The 17,532-nt window shown below is 69.9% G+C and carries 12 protein-coding genes and 4 pseudogenes; 3 read left to right on the top strand and 13 right to left on the bottom strand.

The window, feature by feature from the left end:
• Window position 1 precedes the first annotated feature (1 nt).
• The 3 genes and pseudogenes from ABS73_RS06510 to ABS73_RS06500 form a co-directional block, all read right to left on the bottom strand.
• Window positions 2-1,565: pseudogene (locus ABS73_RS06510) on the bottom strand (carboxyl transferase domain-containing protein).
• A 28-nt stretch (window positions 1,566-1,593) separates the two neighbouring features.
• On the bottom strand, window positions 1,594-2,076 hold the full coding sequence (locus tag ABS73_RS06505) for a lysozyme inhibitor LprI family protein (protein ID WP_277018580.1): 483 nt from the start codon (window positions 2,074-2,076) through the stop codon (window positions 1,594-1,596).
• Window positions 2,076-3,236, bottom strand: a complete 1,161-nt coding sequence (locus ABS73_RS06500; RefSeq protein WP_277018582.1) for an isovaleryl-CoA dehydrogenase — start codon at window positions 3,234-3,236, stop codon at window positions 2,076-2,078. The genes ABS73_RS06505 and ABS73_RS06500 overlap by 1 nt, the downstream gene beginning before the upstream one ends.
• Before the next feature lie 166 nt (window positions 3,237-3,402).
• On the opposite strand from ABS73_RS06500, the gene ABS73_RS06495 reads away from it, so the two are divergent.
• Together ABS73_RS06495 and cbiB are read left to right on the top strand one after the other, a co-directional pair.
• Window positions 3,403-3,942 (top strand): histidine phosphatase family protein, encoded by a 540-nt coding sequence (locus tag ABS73_RS06495; protein WP_277018584.1) that lies wholly within the window; start codon window positions 3,403-3,405, stop codon window positions 3,940-3,942.
• A gap of 4 nt (window positions 3,943-3,946) precedes the next feature.
• Window positions 3,947-4,858, top strand: coding sequence for an adenosylcobinamide-phosphate synthase CbiB (gene cbiB / locus ABS73_RS06490; RefSeq protein WP_277018587.1), 912 nt, complete (start codon window positions 3,947-3,949; stop codon window positions 4,856-4,858).
• Here cbiB and ABS73_RS06485 read toward each other — a convergent pair.
• From ABS73_RS06485 to ABS73_RS06465, 5 genes are all read right to left on the bottom strand, one after another.
• Window positions 4,855-5,631 carry a transglutaminase-like domain-containing protein gene (locus ABS73_RS06485; protein ID WP_277018590.1) on the bottom strand — a complete coding sequence of 259 codons (777 nt, stop codon included), beginning with the start codon at window positions 5,629-5,631 and terminating at the stop codon, window positions 4,855-4,857. The two genes, cbiB and ABS73_RS06485, sit on opposite strands and share 4 nt — an antisense overlap.
• A gap of 114 nt (window positions 5,632-5,745) precedes the next feature.
• Complete coding sequence (locus ABS73_RS06480; RefSeq protein ID WP_277018592.1) at window positions 5,746-6,819, bottom strand: sensor histidine kinase; 1,074 nt, start codon at window positions 6,817-6,819, stop codon at window positions 5,746-5,748.
• 118 nt (window positions 6,820-6,937) lie between these two features.
• Complete coding sequence (locus ABS73_RS06475) at window positions 6,938-8,161, bottom strand: AGE family epimerase/isomerase (protein WP_277018594.1); 1,224 nt, start codon at window positions 8,159-8,161, stop codon at window positions 6,938-6,940.
• 9 nt (window positions 8,162-8,170) lie between these two features.
• On the bottom strand, window positions 8,171-10,462 hold the full coding sequence (locus ABS73_RS06470) for a Tex family protein (protein ID WP_277018596.1): 2,292 nt from the start codon (window positions 10,460-10,462) through the stop codon (window positions 8,171-8,173).
• 37 nt (window positions 10,463-10,499) lie between these two features.
• Window positions 10,500-13,109 (bottom strand): cation:proton antiporter, encoded by a 2,610-nt coding sequence (locus ABS73_RS06465; RefSeq protein WP_277018597.1) that lies wholly within the window; start codon window positions 13,107-13,109, stop codon window positions 10,500-10,502.
• Window positions 13,110-13,324: 215 nt separating this feature from the next.
• Between ABS73_RS06465 and ABS73_RS06460 the strand changes: the two genes are divergently transcribed.
• The gene (locus ABS73_RS06460; protein ID WP_277018599.1) at window positions 13,325-14,392 is read left to right on the top strand and encodes an alkene reductase; all 1,068 of its coding nucleotides are present in this window, start codon (window positions 13,325-13,327) and stop codon (window positions 14,390-14,392) included.
• Window positions 14,393-14,431: 39 nt separating this feature from the next.
• Here the strand turns inward: ABS73_RS06460 and ABS73_RS06455 are convergent, their stop codons facing one another.
• From ABS73_RS06455 to ABS73_RS06440, 5 genes and pseudogenes are all read right to left on the bottom strand, one after another.
• On the bottom strand, window positions 14,432-15,469 hold the full coding sequence (locus tag ABS73_RS06455; RefSeq protein ID WP_277018601.1) for an ABC transporter substrate-binding protein: 1,038 nt from the start codon (window positions 15,467-15,469) through the stop codon (window positions 14,432-14,434).
• Window positions 15,439-15,831, bottom strand: coding sequence for a sensor histidine kinase (locus ABS73_RS06450; protein WP_502686047.1), 393 nt, complete (start codon window positions 15,829-15,831; stop codon window positions 15,439-15,441). Before ABS73_RS06450 ends, ABS73_RS06455 begins: the two co-directional genes overlap by 31 nt.
• Window positions 15,832-15,957: 126 nt before the next feature.
• Window positions 15,958-16,020, bottom strand: a pseudogene (locus ABS73_RS16740) (hypothetical protein); the annotation flags it as partial.
• Window positions 16,021-16,117: 97 nt separating this feature from the next.
• Window positions 16,118-16,837 (bottom strand): annotated as a pseudogene (locus tag ABS73_RS16735) (sensor histidine kinase N-terminal domain-containing protein); the annotation flags it as partial.
• A pseudogene (locus ABS73_RS06440) lies at window positions 16,834-17,500 on the bottom strand (response regulator transcription factor). The pseudogenes ABS73_RS06440 and ABS73_RS16735, both read right to left, overlap by 4 nt.
• Window positions 17,501-17,532: the final 32 nt, after the last annotated feature.

Genomic DNA, 17,532 nt, shown 5'->3' with positions numbered 1-17,532 from the left:
CTCACATCCGGAACAGGCCGAAACGCGTCGGCTCGATGGGCGCATTCAGGCTGGCGCGCAGCGACAGGGCCAGCACCTCGCGCGATTTGCGCGGGTCGATGATCCCGTCATCCCACAGCCGCGCCGAGGCATAGAGGGGGTGGGACTGCCGGTCGAACATCTCGACCGTGGGGCGCTTGAACGCGGCCTCCTCCTCTGCGGACCAGGTGCCGCCCTGCCGTTCGATCCCGTCGCGCCGCACGGTGGCCAGCACGCCCGCCGCCTGTTCGCCGCCCATGACGCTGATGCGGCTGTTGGGCCAGGTCCACAGAAAACGGGGCGAATAGGCGCGCCCCGCCATGCCGTAATTGCCCGCGCCGAAGCTGCCGCCGACCAGCATGGTGATCTTGGGCACGTTGGTGGTGGCGACGGCGGTCACCATCTTGGCGCCGTGCCGCGCGATGCCCTCGTTCTCGTATTTGCGGCCGACCATGAAGCCGGTGATGTTCTGCAGGAACACCAGCGGGATGTTGCGGGCGCTGCACAGCTCGATGAAATGGGCGCCCTTCTGCGCGGCCTCGCTGAACAGCACGCCATTGTTGGCGACAATGCCCACGGGGCAGCCCTCGACATGGGCGAAGCCCGTCACCAGCGTCTCGCCAAAACGGGCCTTGAACTCGTCAAAGCGGCTACCGTCGACGATGCGCGCGATGACCTCGCGGATGTCATAGGGGGTGCGCAGGTCGGCGGGCACCACGCCGAACAGCTCGTCCGGGTCATAGGCGGGGGGTTCGGTGCCCGACCGCCCGCCGCGCCATGGCCAGCGCATGGGCGTCATCCTCGGCCAGATAGTCGGCCACCCCGGACAGGCGGGTATGCACGTCGCCGCCGCCCAGATCCTCGGCGGTCACGACCTCTCCGGTGGCGGCCTTGACCAGCGGCGGGCCCGCCAGAAAGATCGTGCCCTGCCCGCGCACGATGATGGTCACGTCCGACATGGCCGGCACATAGGCACCGCCCGCCGTGCAGGAGCCCATCACCACGGCGATCTGCGGGATGCCCTTGGCGCTCATCCGCGCCTGGTTGAAGAAGATGCGCCCGAAATGGTCGCGGTCGGGGAACACCTCGTCCTGATTGGGCAGGTTCGCACCGCCGCTATCGACCAGATAGATGCAGGGCAGGCCGCATTCCTCGGCGATCTCCTGCGCGCGCAGGTGTTTCTTGACCGTCATCGGGTAATAGGTGCCGCCCTTGACCGTCGCGTCATTGGCCACGACCATCACGTCCTGACCCTCCACGCGCCCCACCCCGGCAATCACCCCGGCGCAGGGCGCTGCCCCGTCATAGAGGCCATGCGCCGCCACCGCACCGATCTCCAGGAACGGGCTGCCGGGGTCCAGCAGGTTCGCCACGCGTTCGCGCGGGGGCATCTTGCCCCGGCTGACGTGACGCTCGACCGCCTTGGGGCCGCCCCCGGCGGCGGCCAGGTCGGCGGCCTCGCGGACCGTCTGCAACAGCGCCAGATGGGCTGCACGGTTGGCGCGGAACTGATCCGAGGTCGGCAGCGCGGCAGAGGTCAGTTTCATGCGGTCTTCTCCCGACAATGTCGTTCAGTCAGCGGCCTTCGCGCAGATAGCCGTCCAGATAAGTCGCCTGACGCGCGGTCAGGTTCAGCGCGCATTGCGCGGCGGCGGGCCCTGCCCCGGTGCCGCCACCCCACCGCGTCGCCTCATAGGTGCAGGCGGCGTCGCAATAGGCGATCCAGGCGCGCTGCATCTCGCGCAGCGCGGGCGCCTGCGGGGCGGCGGCGCTGCCCAGACCCTCCAGCTCGGCATCGGCCGCCTTGGCGCGGGCCATCACCTGCTGATAGCGGTCGTTCAGGCGCGCATCCCACCAGTCGCGTTCCGCGCCCAGGCAGAACCCCATGCCGACGGTGCTGGACCCGCCCTCACCCTCCATGCAGGCATTGGCGGCCAGACCCGCGCAGTCGTCACCGCCCCCCTCCACGCAAGCCAGCAGCGGGGCCGGGTCAAAGGCCGGGGGCTCCTGCGCCGCAACCGGGGCCGCCAGCAGGATCAGGGCCAGCGCGGCCCGCATCAGACCAGCCCCATCAGCTCTCGCCCGATCAGCATGCGGCGGATCTCGCTGGTGCCAGCGCCGATCTCCATCAGCTTGGCGTCGCGGAACAGGCGGCTGACGACGCTGTCGTTCAGGAACCCGGCCCCGCCCATCGCCTGCACGGCCTGATGCGCCTGCACCATCGCCTGTTCGCTGGCGTAAAGGACCGCGCCAGCCGCGTCCTGCCGCGTGACGGTCCCGTTGTCGCAGGCCCGCGCGACCTCATAGACATAGGCGCGGGCGGTGTTCAGGGCCACATACATGTCGGCGATCTTGCCCTGCATCAGCTGGAAAGACCCGATCGGCTGGCCGAACTGCTTTCGCTCGGCCATGTAGGGCATCACCTGATCCAGGCAGGCCGCCATGATACCGGTGCCGATGCCGGACAGGACCACCCTCTCGTAGTCCAGGCCCGACATCAGCACCCGAACGCCCCGGCCCTCCTCGCCCAGGACGTTCCCGAACGGGATCTCGACATTGTCAAAGATCAACTCGCCCGTATTCGATCCGCGCATCCCCAGCTTGTCGAAATGCGGGCTGGTGGTGAACCCCGCCATGCCGCGTTCGACGATGAAGGCCGTGATGCCCTTCGACCCGGCCTCGGGGTCGGTCTTGGCATAGACCACCAGAACCTGCGCGTCGGGCGCATTGGTGATCCAGTATTTGCTGCCGTTCAGCACATAGCGGTCGTTCTTCTTTTCCGCCCGCAGCTTCATGCTGACGACATCGCTGCCCGCACTTTCCTCGGACATGGCCAGGGCGCCCACGGCGCGGCCGCTGCACAGGTCGGGCAGGTATTTCGCGCGCTGTTCGTCCGTGCCGTTCAGCTTGATCTGGTTCATGCAGAGGTTCGAATGCGCCCCATAGGACAGACTGATCGAGGCACTGGCCCGCGCGATCTCCTCAGTCGCGATGACATGCGCCAGATAGCCCATGCACGCGCCGCCGAACTCCTCCGGGACGGTGATGCCCAGCAGGCCCAGCTCGCCCATCTCGGTCCACAGGTCGTTGGGAAAGGCGTTGCTGCGGTCGGTCTCGGCGGCCAGGGGGGCCACGCGGTCCTGCGCCCACCGATGCACCATCTCGCGCAGCGCGTTCACATCCTCGCCCAGATCGAATTCCATGCCTCGTGTGAACATCGCGATCCCCCCTCCCCGGTTTATTGAACGCTTGTTCATTTCCATAGCGCAGCCGACCGCGCTCCGTCAAGCAGGCTGCGCGCGATGCGACGACGCGTCAAGCATCAGCGCTTGCCCCCCGCGCGCCCTCGGGCCAAAGGAGGACCCGACCAGACGGAGCGGACCCATGCGCCTGACCATCCTGCGCCACGCACCCAGCCTTGCCGGCGGCCTGATGGCGGGCCGCCGCGACGTGCCCGCCGATTGCGGCGACGCCCCCGCCCTGGCGCGTCAGCGCGCCCGCCTGACACCGGGCCAGGTGATCGCCAGCCCGGCGCTGCGCTGTCGGCAGACGGCGGCGGCGCTGGATCTGACCCCCGACCGGCTGGAGGCGGCACTGTGGGAACAGGACCTGGGCGCGTGGGAGGGGACGGACCCCGCCCTGCTGCCCGATCTGGGGCCCCTGCCCCCGGGCGCGCTGGCCCGCCATCGCCCCCCCGGCGGAGAGAGCTTTGACGACATGGCGGCCCGCGTCATCCCGGTACTGAACGCGCTGGATCGCGACACGGTGATCGTCGCCCATGCGGGCACGGTGCGCGCGGCGCTGTCGATGGTGGTGGGGGCGGCGGCGCTGTCCTTTTCGGTCGCGCCCCTGTCGATCACGGTGCTGCGGCGGGCGGGCGATGCCTGGGCGGTCGACGCCGTCAACCTGCGCGCCGAGGACTGAGGCCATGGCGATGATCGCGGCCATCGCGTTGATCCTGGATGCGCTGATCGGCTGGCCCGATGCGGTCTATCGCCGGATCGGGCATCCGGTCACCTGGGCCGGGCGGCTGATCGCGGCGCTGGACCGGGGCCTGAACCGGGGCCGCGCGCGGCGGGCCAAAGGCGCGCTGACCGTGATCGTCGTCGTGCTGGCCGCGCTGATTCCGGCGGCGCTGATCCAGGCGTGGCTGGGGCCGTGGGTGGCGGCGGTGCTGGCATGGCCCCTGGTCGCGGCGCGATCGCTGGACCAGCACCTGCGCGCGGTGGCGGTGCCCTTGGCTGCGGGCGATCTGGCGGGCGCGCGGGCGGCGACGGCGATGATCGTGGGGCGCGACGTGACGCAGGCCGACACGCCCGACCTCGCCCGCGCCAGCCTGGAGAGCCTGGCCGAGAACAGCAGCGACGGCGTCATCGCGCCGCTGTTCTGGGCGGCGGTCGGCGGCCTGCCCGGCATCGCCGCCTATAAGGCGATCAACACGATGGATTCGATGATCGGCCACCGCACCCCACGCCACGAGGCCTTCGGCATGGTCGCCGCGCGGCTGGACGATGTGGCGAACCTGATCCCCGCGCGGCTGACGGCGGGGCTGATCGCGCTGGCCGCCGGGCGGCGCGGGATGGCGGCGCTGCGGGTGGCCTGGCGCGATGCCGGCACGCACCGGTCGCCCAATGCGGGCTGGCCCGAGGGGGCGATGGCGGGCGCCCTAGGCATCCGCCTGTCCGGTCCCCGCACCTATGGCAACCGCGTCGCGCCCGAGCCCTGGCTGAACGGCGGCGCCCCTGATCCGGGGGCCGCCGATCTGGCGCGGGGCATCGCGCTGATCCGGCGGGCGACGGTGCTGGCGGGGCTGCTGCTGATCCTGGGCGCGCTGGCCTAGAGGGCTGTGACCTCGACGCTCTGCGTGCGCAGATCCGCGACCGAGGTCGTGGTCAGGAACGCCACATCCGCCGCATCGCGCCCCACCGCGACCAGCGCCATCTGGTCGGCATGGGCCATGCCGGTCGGATCGACCAGATACCACTCTCCGCCCAGATAGACCTGCACGACCGCGTGGAAATCCTGCGGCTGGACCTCGGGGGCATAGACGCTGGCGATGCGCGCCGGGATCTGTTGCGCGCGGCACAGCGCGATCAGCAGATGCGCGTAATCGCGGCAGACGCCGCGCCGGTCCAGGAACGTGTCGGCCGCCGTGGTGTTGGCGTCGCTGGCGCCAGAGACATAGTCCAGGTTACGCTCGACCCAGTCCCGCATGGCGGCGACCAGCGATCCGCCGGTCAGCCCTTCGAACCGGGACGCGGTGAAATGGCCGAACCGCTCGGCCTGGCAATAGCGCGACGGCAGCAGATAGCGCAGGGCGTCGCCGGGCATGTCCTCGACCGCGACGGCCTCCAGCGCATCCAGGTTCGGGCGGGTGCGGGGCACGTGAACCTCAGCGGAATAGCGGCAGGTCAGCCGTTCCTCCAGGAACATCACGATACGTTCCCCGATGCCCTCCTCGGCGGGCACGCGGGCCATCTTTTGCGGCTGGCCCAGGTCGATCGTGGCGCGATTCAGGATCTGGCCGTGCACGCCGGCCGCCTCGATCAGCAGCAGCGCGGGTCCGGGCTGTTCCAGCGCATAGTCAAGCGTCACGTCGATCTTCATCCGCATCGGCGGCTCCTGTTCAGGGAAAGGGGGTGGGGGCAGGCACAGGCAAGGCGCGCAGCGGTGGACGCCCGCGTTCGGGATGTCAATCGCCGAAGGGGCCGGACGGTTCCCGCCCGGTCAGGATGCCGCAGCGGTATCCAGCTGCAGGGTGACGCGGAACTCGGCACCGCCCTGTTCGGCGGGACCGTGATGCAGCGCGCCGCCCATCTGCTGGGCATAGACGCGACAGATCTGCATGCCCAGGCCGCGCGACCGTTCGGGGTCGAAATCGGGGGGCAGGCCCGGCCCGTCATCGGCCAGCGCCATCGACAGCATGCCGCCCAGCTGCGTCAGGCCCAGCCACAGGCCCGGACGCCCCGGCGGGCGCGCATGCTTGACCGCGTTGCCGATCAGTTCGGCCAAAATCTGGCCGATGGCGGCGGCCTGGGCGGGCATCACGCGCAGATCGGGCGGCAGGCGGTCGTCCAGCGCGATGGGCGCGTTCAGTGCCTGCGCCAGGTCGGTGGCCAGCGCAGCGATATAGTCGCGCAGGCTGACATCGCCGCTGGCCGGGTCCAGGTGCAGCTGGTCATGCACCCGCGCCAGGGTCGAGATGCGGTTGGCGGCATCGGTCAGCTGCGCCTCGGCCGGGCCGCCGGCATGCAGGCGCGACTGCATGCGCAGCAGGCCGATCACGGCGGCAAAGCTGTTCTTGACCCGGTGGTCGATCTCTCCCATCAGGATGGTCTGGCGGGCGATGGCCTCATCCTTGCGGGCGACCTCTCGCTCCAGCTGCAGGCGGGCCTCGACCATCTCGGTCACGTCGCGCGACGAGGCCAGGATGCGCCGCACGGCGCCACTGTCATCCGCGACCGGGGACACCGTGACCTGCCACCAGCGCGGGGTGCCCTTGGCGGTCGGGCAGAACGCCTCGAACCGCGACACGCGCCCCTCCCGGGCGGCCTGCATCGCGTCGATCAGCCGGGCCTCGGCCTCGGCGGGCCACAGCGCCGGCCAGGGGCTGCGTTCGACCGCGGTGAAATCGTCGATCTCCATGGCGCAGAGGCCGTTGCCGTTCATGAAGATCACCCGACCCTCTAGATCCAGCAGCTTGATGCAATCCGGCGAGGCGTCCAGAATCGACAGGGCAAAGCCCCCTTCCGCCCCGGCAAGAAGGTCAAGCGCGCGCAGATTGGGATCGATTGAGGACATCGTGGACTGTGAACCTTGAACTGAACAGACCTGTCAAATCAGGCATTTCGACCGAGGCACTCCGGATGTCCCGCCCGGCCCCGCCTCGTCAAGCGCGTTCGCGCCTCGTAAACAAAGGTTAATCAGCCGTGCCATTCCATTTCAAGGGTTTCGTGGCGGCCAGGGCCTGCGCCGCCCGCGACAATCCCGGGACCAGCGGCAGCAGATCGGCCTGGATCGCGTGATAGATGTCGGGCTTGCCCACGAACTGCCGGGCATCGGGCGTGCCGTCAGGGGCCAGTTCGGGGAACCAGCCGCCCTGACGCTGGTCGATCAACGCGCTTTGGGCGAAATCCCACAGGCGACGATACCACAGGGCGTCCTGCGGCTGCGGGTCCAGCTTGATCAGGGCGGCCAGCGCGCCGATCGCCTCGGTCACCGGCCACCAGTAGCGGGCGGGGTTGTCCACGCGACCCTCGCGCAGGGTATAGGCCAGACCGCCACCCGGCAGCCAGGCATCGGCCAGCGCCGTCTCGACCAGCGCGCGGGCCTGCGCGGGGGCGTCCGCGCCGGGCCGCCCGGCCAGATCCCACCATTGCAGCAGCAGGCGCGCCATCTCGAAGCTGTGGCCGGGTGTGGTGCCTGCGGGGCGGAACATCGGGTTGCCCGCATAGGCGTGGTCGGGCTGCCAGCGGTCGTCGTAATGCTCGGGGATGCGCCAGCCGTGGTGCGCCGCCTGCCCCGCGATGAAGAAATCCAGGATGCGGCCCGCGCGCTCCAGGGGGCGGGGATCGCCCGTGGCCTCATGATGGGCCAGCAGCGCCTCGACCCCGTGCATGTTGGCATTCATGCCGCGATAGCTGGAAAACACCTGCCAGTCGCGGGTGAATTCATCGCGAAACAGGCCCGCGTCGTCGTCCCAGTAATGGCGGTCCAGCACCTGCGTGATATCCTTCAGCAGGCGGTCGGCATCCGGGTGCCCGGCCATCTTGGCGCTGGAGGCCGCCAGCAGCACGAACACATGCCCATAGGCCAGCTTGGGCCCCTCCACAGGCGCGGTGCGGTCCAGCGCCCACAGATAGCCGCCCTGATCGCGGTCACGATGCGCGCGCCACAGCCAGTCCATGCCCTGATCCACGATCCCCGCACGGTCAGGCCGCCCGGCCATCTGAGCCAGCGCATAGGAATGGACCAGTCGCGTGGTCGTGTGCAGCTCCTGCACCGTGCCCGGCAGGGGCGTGCCATCCAGGTCCAGCACATGAAAGCCGCCCGTCGTCCGGATGCTGGCGTCAAAGAAATCCAGCGCGTGATGCGCATCGCGGATCAGAAAGGCGCGGTGATCGGGGTCGTCCAGCGGGGTCATCACGCGCTCCTATCGCTTGCGCAGCGCATCGGCCAGGGCCGAGCCAAAGGCGCCCGCACCCTTGGGCGCGGCCTGCGTGGCACGGGGCGCCGGCTTTGCGGGTTCGCGGGCGGGGCGGTCGGTGGGGGCGTTGTCCTTGCGCATGGTCAGGCCGATGCGCTTACGCGGCACGTCAACCTCGGTCACGCGGACGCGGACGACGTCGCCGGCCTTGACCACCTCATGCGGGTCCTTAACGAACCGGTCTGCCAGCTGGCTGACATGGACCAGCCCGTCCTGATGCACCCCGATATCGACGAAAGCGCCAAAGGCCGCGACATTGGTCACAGTCCCCTCCAGCGACATGCCGGGGCGCAGATCCTTGATGTCCTCGACCCCCTCGGCAAAGCTGGCGGTGACAAAACCGGGGCGCGGGTCGCGGCCGGGTTTCTCCAGCTCGGCCAGGATGTCGCGCACAGTGGGCAGGCCGAAATCATCTGTGACGAAGTCGCGGGCGTTCACGGCCTTCAGCGCCCCGGCATCCCCCATCAGCGACCGCAGATCGCGCCCGCAGGCGGCCACGATCTTGCGCGCGACGCCATAGGCCTCGGGGTGGACAGCCGATGCGTCCAGCGGCTCGGGCCCCTGCACGCGTAGGAAACCGGCGCATTGCTGGAACGCCTTGGGGCCCAGGCCCGCGACCTTTTTCAGCGCCGCGCGCGACGGGAACGCACCCTGCGCATCGCGATGCGCGACGATGGCCTGCGCCAGCGACGGCCCCAGCCCTGCGACATGCGCCAGAAGCGGTGCCGAGGCCGTGTTCAGATCGACGCCCACGGCGTTCACGGCATCCTCGACCACGGCCTCCAGCGACTTGGCCAGCTGGCGCTGATCCACGTCATGCTGATACTGCCCCACGCCGATCGATTGCGGCGGCACCTTGACCAGCTCGGCCAGCGGGTCCTGCAGGCGCCGCGCGATGCTGACCGCGCCGCGCAGGCTGACATCCAGGTCCGGGAACTCCTTCGCGGCCAGTTCGGAGGCGGAATAGACCGAGGCCCCGGCCTCGGAGACGATCACCTTGGTGGGCGCCTTGACGCCCTTGGGCAGGCGTTTCAGCACATCGGCGACAAGGCGCTCGCTTTCGCGGCTGGCGGTGCCGTTGCCGATGGCGATCAGGTCGACGCCATGTTTCGCGATCAGCGCCAGCAGCGTGGCCTCGGCCCCGCGAAGGTCGTTCTTGGGCTGGAACGGATAGATGGTCGCGGTGTCCAGCAGCTTGCCGGTGCCGTCCACCACCGCGATCTTGCACCCGGTCCGAATGCCGGGGTCCAGCCCCAAGGTCGCGCGCGGCCCGGCGGGTGCCGCCAGCAGCAGGTCGCGCAGGTTGCGGGCAAAGACCTGGATCGCCTCGGCATGGGAGCGGGCGCGCAACTCGGTCAGCAGGTCGATATACATCGTGTTCGACAGCCGCACCCGCCACGCCCAGCCCGCGACCCCGCGCAGCCACTCGGCGCCCGGCCCCTGCCCCACCGCGCCCAGACCGCGGGCCACGATCCCCTCGGCCCGCGCGGTGCCGGTCTCGGGTTCGGGGGCGATCTCGATGGTCACGACCTCTTCCTTGGCGGCGCGCAGGATGGCCAGAGCGCGGTGGCCGGGAATGCCCGACCAGCCTTCGGAATGGGCGAAATAGTCGCTGAACTTGGCGCCCGCCTCCTCCTTGCCGGGGACCACGCGGGCGCTGATGCGGGCGTCTCGGCGCATGAAATCGCGCAGGGGGCCCAGGACCTCGGCGTTCTCCGACAGCTCCTCGACCAGGATGTCGCGGGCGCCGTCCAGGGCGGCCTTGGGGCTGTCCACGGCCTCGGACAGATAGGCCGGGGCCAGCGCGGCCGGATCGCGCGACGGATCGGCTTGGATGGCGCGCAACAGCGGCTCCAGCCCGTTCTCGCGCGCGATCATCGCCTTGGTCCGGCGTTTGGGCTTGAAGGGCAGATAGATGTCCTCCAGCGCGGCCTTGGTCTCGGCCGTGCCGATGGCGCGGGCCAGATCGTCGGTCAGCTTGCCCTGATCGCGGATCGACCCCAGGATCGAGGCCCGCCGCGCCTCCATCTCGCGCAGATAGGACAGCCGCTCGGCCAGGGTGCGCAGCTGGGTGTCGTCCAGCCCGCCCGTGACCTCCTTGCGATAGCGCGCGACAAAGGGAACGGTCGCGCCCCCGTCCAGCAGGTCGGCGGCGGCGGTCACCTGCGCGGGGTTCGCGCCGATTTCGGTGGCGATCTGGCGGGCGATGCGGGTGGCGGTCTGGGCGGGAATGTCCATGGCAGGGGGCCTTGTCGTCGGGGTCGTCAGCGTGGGTCTAGCGGGTTGGTGCGGAATCGCCAAGCGGCGCGGGGTCGGCGGGCATCGGCGGCGCGGCCGGAGGCGTGGGCGGGGTGCGCTGATCGGGCGGGGCGTCCTGGGCCAGTTCGGGCATGCGCAGCACCTCTTCGGCGACGGTCTTGCCCACGACGCTGTCGCGCACCGCGCGCCGCAGCGCGGCCGAGCGTTTCAGCAGCCGCCGAAAGCCCGCCTCGTCCAGCACCAGCAGCGTGGTCGGCGTGATCGCGCGCACCTCGGCGCGGCGGATGCGGCGGGTCAGCACGCCCATCTGGCCGAACATCTCTCCGCGGCCAAGCCGCGTGGTCTGGCCCGCAACCTCCTGTTCCACCGCGCCCGAAGCCACGAAGAACACCGACCGCGCGGGCGTGTCCTTGCGCGTGATCACATGGCCTGCATTGACATAGCGGGTGCGGATCTCGCGGCCCAAGCGCTTCAGCTCGGCATCGTCCAGATCGCCAAACAGCGGGAATTGCCGGACCACCTGGTTCTTGCGCAGCGCCAGATCCAGCGTGGGGCGGCTTTCGGTCTGCTGGCGACGGCGGCGGATGTCGTCCATCAGCTGGATGTGAACCTCGGCACCGATCAGCCCGTCATCGCGCAGGGCGTTATATTCGCGCTCTTCCAGACGCAGGGCGGTGCGGCGGATAAAGCGGCGCTCCAGCTCCTCGGCATAGCCGGGGAATTGCAGGCGCAGGCCCGACAGCGCGGTCTCGACCGCCTCGATGCGGCGCTGCAGCAGCTCGTGCAGCAGCTCGGCCACGCGACGGCCGTGGATGCGGCGGATGCGCCGGTCGATGAAACCGTGCAGGTCGCGCAGGATCAGCCGCTTGCCCAGCAGCATCTCGAACCGGTCGGCGGTCATGCGGCCCAACGGTCCCGCGATGCCCAGCCTGTTTCGCAGGAAGGCCGCGAACCGGAACGCCGGCCCATAGCGCAGGCTGGAGCGCGCCGCCCGCTGATAGCCCGTGCGTCCGCCCTGACGCGCGCCCTCGATCAGGCGATCGGCGTCGGACAGCGCCTGCTCCGACAGCCGCGCCGAGATCGCGCGTTCGCGGAACCGCTGGACGATCACCTCGCGTTCATGCGCGGCCAGGGCGATCAGCCCCAAGGTGATGCGGTCGCGGTCCAGGATCTGGGCATTGTCGTCGGCCTCGGCGGCCTCGACCGCGCTGTCCAGGCGGGCGGCGAAACGCTTGGCCTCGGATCGGACGGTTTCTCGGGTCAGGTCGTAATTTTCGGTGACCGAGGCCACGCCCTCGCGCACCGTCTGCAGCGCGACGGCGACCACCTGATTGGACAGCGCCCGGTCCAGCGGCGACAGCTTGTCCAGGCCCAGCAGGCCGATGACCCACCGCAGCGTCGTGCCCTGCACGATCAGCGTGAACAGCGCAAAGCCCGTGGCCAGGATCCCAACGACGCGCTTGGTCTCGACCGGGACGCGCAGGTTTTCGGTGACCGCCAGCGCCAGCGCCAGCGTGACCGCGCCGCGCAGCCCCCCCCACATGATCGCCATGCGGTAGGGGTGCTGGATCTTGGGCGACAGGCGCATGCTGGTCAGCAGGGGCAGCAGCAGAAACAGGATCAGCGCGCGGGCGACAAAGGCCGCGATCACCACGACCCCGATCAGATACAGGTCGTTCAGCCGCACCTCGCCCAGCAGGCGCGGGATCAGCAGCGCCGCCAGGATAAAGATCAGCGCCCCCGCCCAATGCGCCAGAAGGCCCCAGACCTCGCGCAGGTTCACCCAGAAGGCCGGCGTCAGGCGACCCGGCCCCATCAGGTTCAGCGTCAGGCCCGCCACCACGACAGCGATCACGCCCGACGCGCCCAGCAGCTGTTCGGCCCCGATATAGGCCAGATAGGGCACCGCGACCGAGACCGAGATCTGCGCCGTCTCGAACCGCCCGAACAGCCCCATCAGCATCAGCGCGACCCGCGCGACCACCCAACCGGCGGCGACACCGCCGACGATCAGGCCGGGGAACTGTCCCAATGCCTCGGCCAGGCTGGGGTTCGGCACGCCCAGCATGACATAGGACAGGAACAGCCCGAACAGCGCGATGGCGGCCGCATCGTTCAGCAGGCTTTCGCCCTCGACGATGCGCGACAGGCGCTTGGGGGCCGACAGGCTGCGAAAGATGGTGACCACGGCGGACGGGTCGGTTGTGGACACGATCGCCCCGATCAACAGGCCCACCATCAGCGGCACCCCCGCCCAGTGCAGCGCATAGCCGATGGTCAGCGTCGCCGCGACCACCGCGACCACCGCCAGCGTCATGATGGGCACCCAGTCATCCATCATCCGGCGGATGTTCATCTCCAGCGTGGCCTGAAAGATCAGCGTCGGCAGGAACACATAGAGGAACACGCTGGAGCGGATGGGCAGCGACAGGATGCTTTCAGCCACCGGGTTCAGCGTATCGGTCAGGTTGGTGCGCAACAGGAACAGCGCCCCGCCCCCGATCAGGATGCCCACCGCCGCCAGCATCACGCTGAACGGCAGCGACAGCCGGGCCGCCAGCGGCTCGGCCGCCGCGATCAGCAGGAACAGCACGGCGGTGAAGGTGGTAAGCAACATGATATCCATGTGTTCCTGGATAGTCGCGGAACCGCTCACATGGAAGATGCCGCCGCAGGCCGGGACAGGTTTTTTCGCATCGGTGACGGCGTTGTGACGACGCGGCAGGCGGTCTTGAAATCGGGTCGCGGCGCGCACAGTTGCTGCCGGGCGGGGCGATGGTCCCGCGCAGAAATTCCCGGACCGCAAGGCCCCACAAGCAAGATCAAGGAAAGGAGGACGCGATGTCCTCGATGTTCGAACCGCTGACCCTGGGGGCGGTGACGCTGCGCAACCGGATCGTGATGGCGCCCCTGACGCGGTCGCGCGCGGGCGATGTGCGCGTGCCCAACGACCTGATGGTCGAGTATTACAGCCAGCGCGCCGGCGCCGGCCTGATCCTGTCCGAGGCGACCAGCATCATGCCCATGGGCGTGGGCTATGAGGCGACGCCCGGCATCTGGAACGAAGACCAGATCGCGGGCTGGTCCAAAGTGACGCGCGCGGTGCACGAGCGTGGCGGTCTGATCTATCTGCAGCTGTGGCATGTGGGCCGCATCTCGGACCCCGAACTGCTGGGCGGGCAGCTGCCCGTGGCGCCGTCCTCGATCCAGCCGGACGGGCATGTCAGCCTGCTGCGCCCCAAGCGCGCCTATGTGACGCCCCGCGCCCTGACCACCGAAGAGATCCCCGGCATCGTCGACGCCTATCGCCAGGCGGCCGAGAACGCGCGCCATGCGGGCTTTGACGGGGTCGAGATCCACGCCGCGAACGGCTATCTGATCGACCAGTTCCTGCAGGAGCGCAGCAACACCCGTCAGGACCAGTATGGCGGCAGCATCGAGAACCGCGTCCGGTTCCTGAACGAGATCACCGATGCGGTGGTGGGCGTCTGGGGCGCAGACCGGGTGGGCGTTCATCTGGCGCCGCGCGGCGACAGCCATGACATGGGCGACAGCGACCCGCGCGCCCTGTTCACGCAGGTGGCCCGCGACATGCGCGCGCGCGGCGTGGCCTTCCTGTGCCTGCGCGAGCATATCGGCCCCGACAGCCTGCTGGACGCGATCCGCGACGCCTTTGGCGGCCCGGTCATCGCGAACGAGGGTCTGACCCGCGAAAGTGCCGCCGCCCTGCTGGCCGAGGGCCGGGCCGATGCCGTGGCCTTCGGGCGCGACTTCATCGCGACACCCGACCTGCCCGAGCGGTTCCGCCGCGGGTTGCCCCTGAACGAACAGGACCCGTCGACCTTTTATGCGGGCGGCGCGCAGGGCTATGTCGATTACCCCACCGCCGACCGGATGGCCGCGGAATAGCATGACCACAGGGCCCCGGCGCGATCCGGGGCCCTTGCTTCACCGCGCGGGCGGCGTGCTGGGCTGGATCAGCGCGGCCTGCCATTCGGCCAGCAATCCGCCGCGCCGCAGCCTGTCGGAATAGACCAGCAGCCCCGCATCCAGTCGGATCGGCCGCAGGCTGGGCGCGGTCGCGGCGCTGCGGGTCAGCGACACGCCGCTGGCGGCCTCGATCAGCGCCTGCGCGGGGGGCGACAGCAGATAGGACAGCAGCAGCCGCCCCCCTACTGGGTCGGGCGCGTCCACCGGCAGAAACGCCGAACGCACGATGGCCAGGGTGTAATCCTCATCGGCGATCTGGATCAGGTCGGGATCGTCGGGGCGATAGCGCGCGGCATAGCTGGCCACCACGTTATAGACCACCGACAGCCGACCCGCGCGCAGATCGTCGAACATGTCGCCCGAACAGCAGTAGAGCTGCGCGTTCAGCCGCCCCATCACCTCGGCCAGGCGCCAGAACCCGTCGGACACCTGGTCGTCCTGCGCCAGCAGGAAATACCCCACACCCGCGATGCGCGGATCATAGGTCGCCACGCGCCCCTGGAACCGCCCCGGATTGGCGCGCAGCGCCGCGATCAGGTCGCGCCGGGTGCGCGGGACGGGAATATCGACAAAGGCCTGGCGCGAGGCCAGCGTCACCACCGGCTCCAGCGCGATCCCCCACAGCTGGTCGCGCCACCGCGCCCAAGGCGGCAGGTCCGGCGCATGGGGCGCGGCCGACGCGGCATAGCCGTCATTGACCAGCCGCATCTGCAGGTCCATCGCCGATGAGATGACCATGTCGAACCGCGCCCCCTCCTGCGCGATGGCCTGCTGGATCTGGGTCGAGGAGGCCTGCACATACCGGATCGCATGGCCGGGATGGCGGGCCGCGAAATCGGCCAGGACCGGGGCAAAGGCCTGGGTGTCGGTGGTGGACAGCACCTGGATGACCGCGCCGTCGGGCGGGCCGAACAGACGCTCGGCCTCGATCTCGAAGCTGCGGGCGGGGGCCAGGCCCGCCAGGATCAGGCCAGCGGCAAGGACAAGACGGCGCATGTTCCCCCCGTGTCGCGCGGGGTCAGCCGGAACCGGCCGCGATGGGCGGCGGCGACCTCGGCCACGATGGTCAGGCCCAGGCCCGACCCGGCCACGTCGCCCACATTGGCCCCCCGGTGGAAACGGTCCAGCAGGCGGCTTGGGTCGCCCTGAAACCCGCGCCCTTCATCGGCCAGGGTCAGCACGGCCTCGCGGCCCTGGCGCGCCAGATCCAGCGTGATGCGGCCATCAGCATCGGAATATTTCACCGCATTGTCCAGGATGTTGCGCAGCGCGATCTCCAGCATGCGTTCATCTGCGACCACCGGGCAGGCGCTGTCCAGCCCCCGCGCGACGATCGTGATGTCGCGCATCTCGGCCAGGGGGCGGATGGCGCGCAGGACGGATGCGGTCAGCACCGACAGATCGACCGGCCCCGCGTCGAATTGGTCGCTGCGATACATCACCATCGCATGGTCCAGGATCTGGCTGGCCGAGCGGCTGCTTTCGTTGATGGCGCGGACCATGCGGCGCAGGCGGGCGCGGGTGGCGGGGTCGGTCGTCTCGGACAGGGCCAGCTCGGCCTCGGTGCGGACCAGCGACAGGGGCGTGCGGATGCGGTGCGCGGAAGATGAAGGTCTCGGCCAGCTCCAGCGCGGCGCGCAGGCGCGCGATCAGCCCGTTCAGCGCGCGCAGCAGCGGCGCCAGTTCGCGGGGCGCGGGGTGGCGGACGGGCGACAGGTCGCGGGGCCCGCGCGCTGACACCACCTCGGCCAGCCGCTGGACCGGCGCCAGCACCGCCTGCGCCGCCAACAGCGCGACCGGCAGCGCAAGCGCCAGAAAGGCCAGCGCCACCCAGGTCGCGCCAAGCGCGGTCTCGCGCGCGATCGCGGCCTGGCCCTGGCGGGTCTGGCCCAGGCTGACCGTGACCTGCGACAGCCGCTGATCGATCAGCATCGGCCGCGCGACCGAGGCCAGCCGCAGCGCCGCCCCCTGATAGTCGGCCCGCCAAAAGACCGGCGCCACCCCGTCGGGCACCACCGGGGGCTGCGGCAGCCCCTCGTATCCGGTGACGACCTGCCCGCCAACCGTGACGGCGTAAAAGATCCGCTCGTCCCCCATCGCGCCCAGCATGGAAAAGGTCGCATAGGGCAGATCCATCTCCAGCCCCTCGTCGACGCTGCGGATGCCTTCGGCGATGGCGGTGACGGCGGCACCCAGCACCGCGTCCTGCGACGCTCGGGACGCGCGTTCGGCCACCCAGCCCACCGTCAGGAACAACCCCGCCACCAGCAGCGCGGACAGGACCAGGAACTGCCAGACCAGCCTGTGCCGCAGCGACCGCAGCCGCGCCGGTTCCAGCCAGCGGCGCCAAACGCGCGGCGTCATTCGGGAATCAGCCGATAGCCGACGCCGCGCAGCGTCTCCAGCCGTGCGCCCGACCCCTCCAGCTTGCGGCGCAGGCGGCCGACATAGACCTCGATCGCGTTGTCGCTGACCTCCTCGTCGAACGAGAACAGCCGGTCGATCGGATGCGCCTTGGAATAGGCCTGACCGGAGCGCGACAGCAGGATCTCCAGCAGGCGCAGCTCTCGGGCGCGCAGCTCTCGGGTCTCGGGGCCTACGGTCACGGTGGCCGCCAACGCATCGAAGACAAAGCCCGCGAAATGGCGCCGGCTGTCCGCCGCCCCCGCATGGCGGCGCAGCACAGCCCGGCACCGGGCCTGCAATTCGCCGAAATCGAAGGGCTTGGTGATGTAATCGTCGGCACCCTGATCCAGCGTGCCGACCCGGTCGCTGACCGAGGCGCTGGCCGTCATCATGATCACCGGGGTGTCCCGCCGCGCTGCCCGTTCACGCACCAGGAAATCGCGCCCGTCCCCATCGGGCAGTGAAATATCCAGCAGGATCAGATCGTAAGGGACGCTTTCCAGAAAATGCCGCGCATCGGCCAGGGTGGCGGCATGGTCCACCCCCATGCCCCTCCATCGCCAGCCGCGAGGCGACGGCGCGGGCCAGATCCTCGCTGTCTTCGACCAGAAGAAAACGCATCCGCTGAACTTTCAGGCATCGGGTGACAGGTT

Origin of the sequence: Paracoccus sp. SCN 68-21, from assembly GCF_001724535.1 — a bacterium.
GTDB lineage: Bacteria > Pseudomonadota > Alphaproteobacteria > Rhodobacterales > Rhodobacteraceae > Paracoccus > Paracoccus hibiscisoli.
This window is presented reverse-complemented; position numbering and strand designations above follow the sequence as displayed.

Bases quoted from the DNA above. Each gene is read 5' to 3' on its own strand.
- ABS73_RS06455 (WP_277018601.1), bottom strand. From the start codon at position 15,469: ATGCGCCGTCTTGTCCTTGCCGCTGGCCTGATCCTGGCGGGCCTGGCC.
- ABS73_RS06475 (WP_277018594.1), bottom strand. From the start codon at position 8,161: ATGACCCCGCTGGACGACCCCGATCACCGCGCCTTTCTGATCCGCGAT.
- ABS73_RS06460 (WP_277018599.1), top strand. From the start codon at position 13,325: ATGTCCTCGATGTTCGAACCGCTGACCCTGGGGGCGGTGACGCTGCGC.
- ABS73_RS06485 (WP_277018590.1), bottom strand. From the start codon at position 5,631: ATGCGGATGAAGATCGACGTGACGCTTGACTATGCGCTGGAACAGCCC.
- cbiB (WP_277018587.1), top strand. From the start codon at position 3,947: ATGGCGATGATCGCGGCCATCGCGTTGATCCTGGATGCGCTGATCGGC.
- ABS73_RS06465 (WP_277018597.1), bottom strand. From the start codon at position 13,109: ATGGATATCATGTTGCTTACCACCTTCACCGCCGTGCTGTTCCTGCTG.
- ABS73_RS06470 (WP_277018596.1), bottom strand. From the start codon at position 10,462: ATGGACATTCCCGCCCAGACCGCCACCCGCATCGCCCGCCAGATCGCC.
- ABS73_RS06505 (WP_277018580.1), bottom strand. From the start codon at position 2,076: ATGCGGGCCGCGCTGGCCCTGATCCTGCTGGCGGCCCCGGTTGCGGCG.
- ABS73_RS06480 (WP_277018592.1), bottom strand. From the start codon at position 6,819: ATGTCCTCAATCGATCCCAATCTGCGCGCGCTTGACCTTCTTGCCGGG.
- ABS73_RS06500 (WP_277018582.1), bottom strand. From the start codon at position 3,236: ATGTTCACACGAGGCATGGAATTCGATCTGGGCGAGGATGTGAACGCG.
- ABS73_RS06495 (WP_277018584.1), top strand. From the start codon at position 3,403: ATGCGCCTGACCATCCTGCGCCACGCACCCAGCCTTGCCGGCGGCCTG.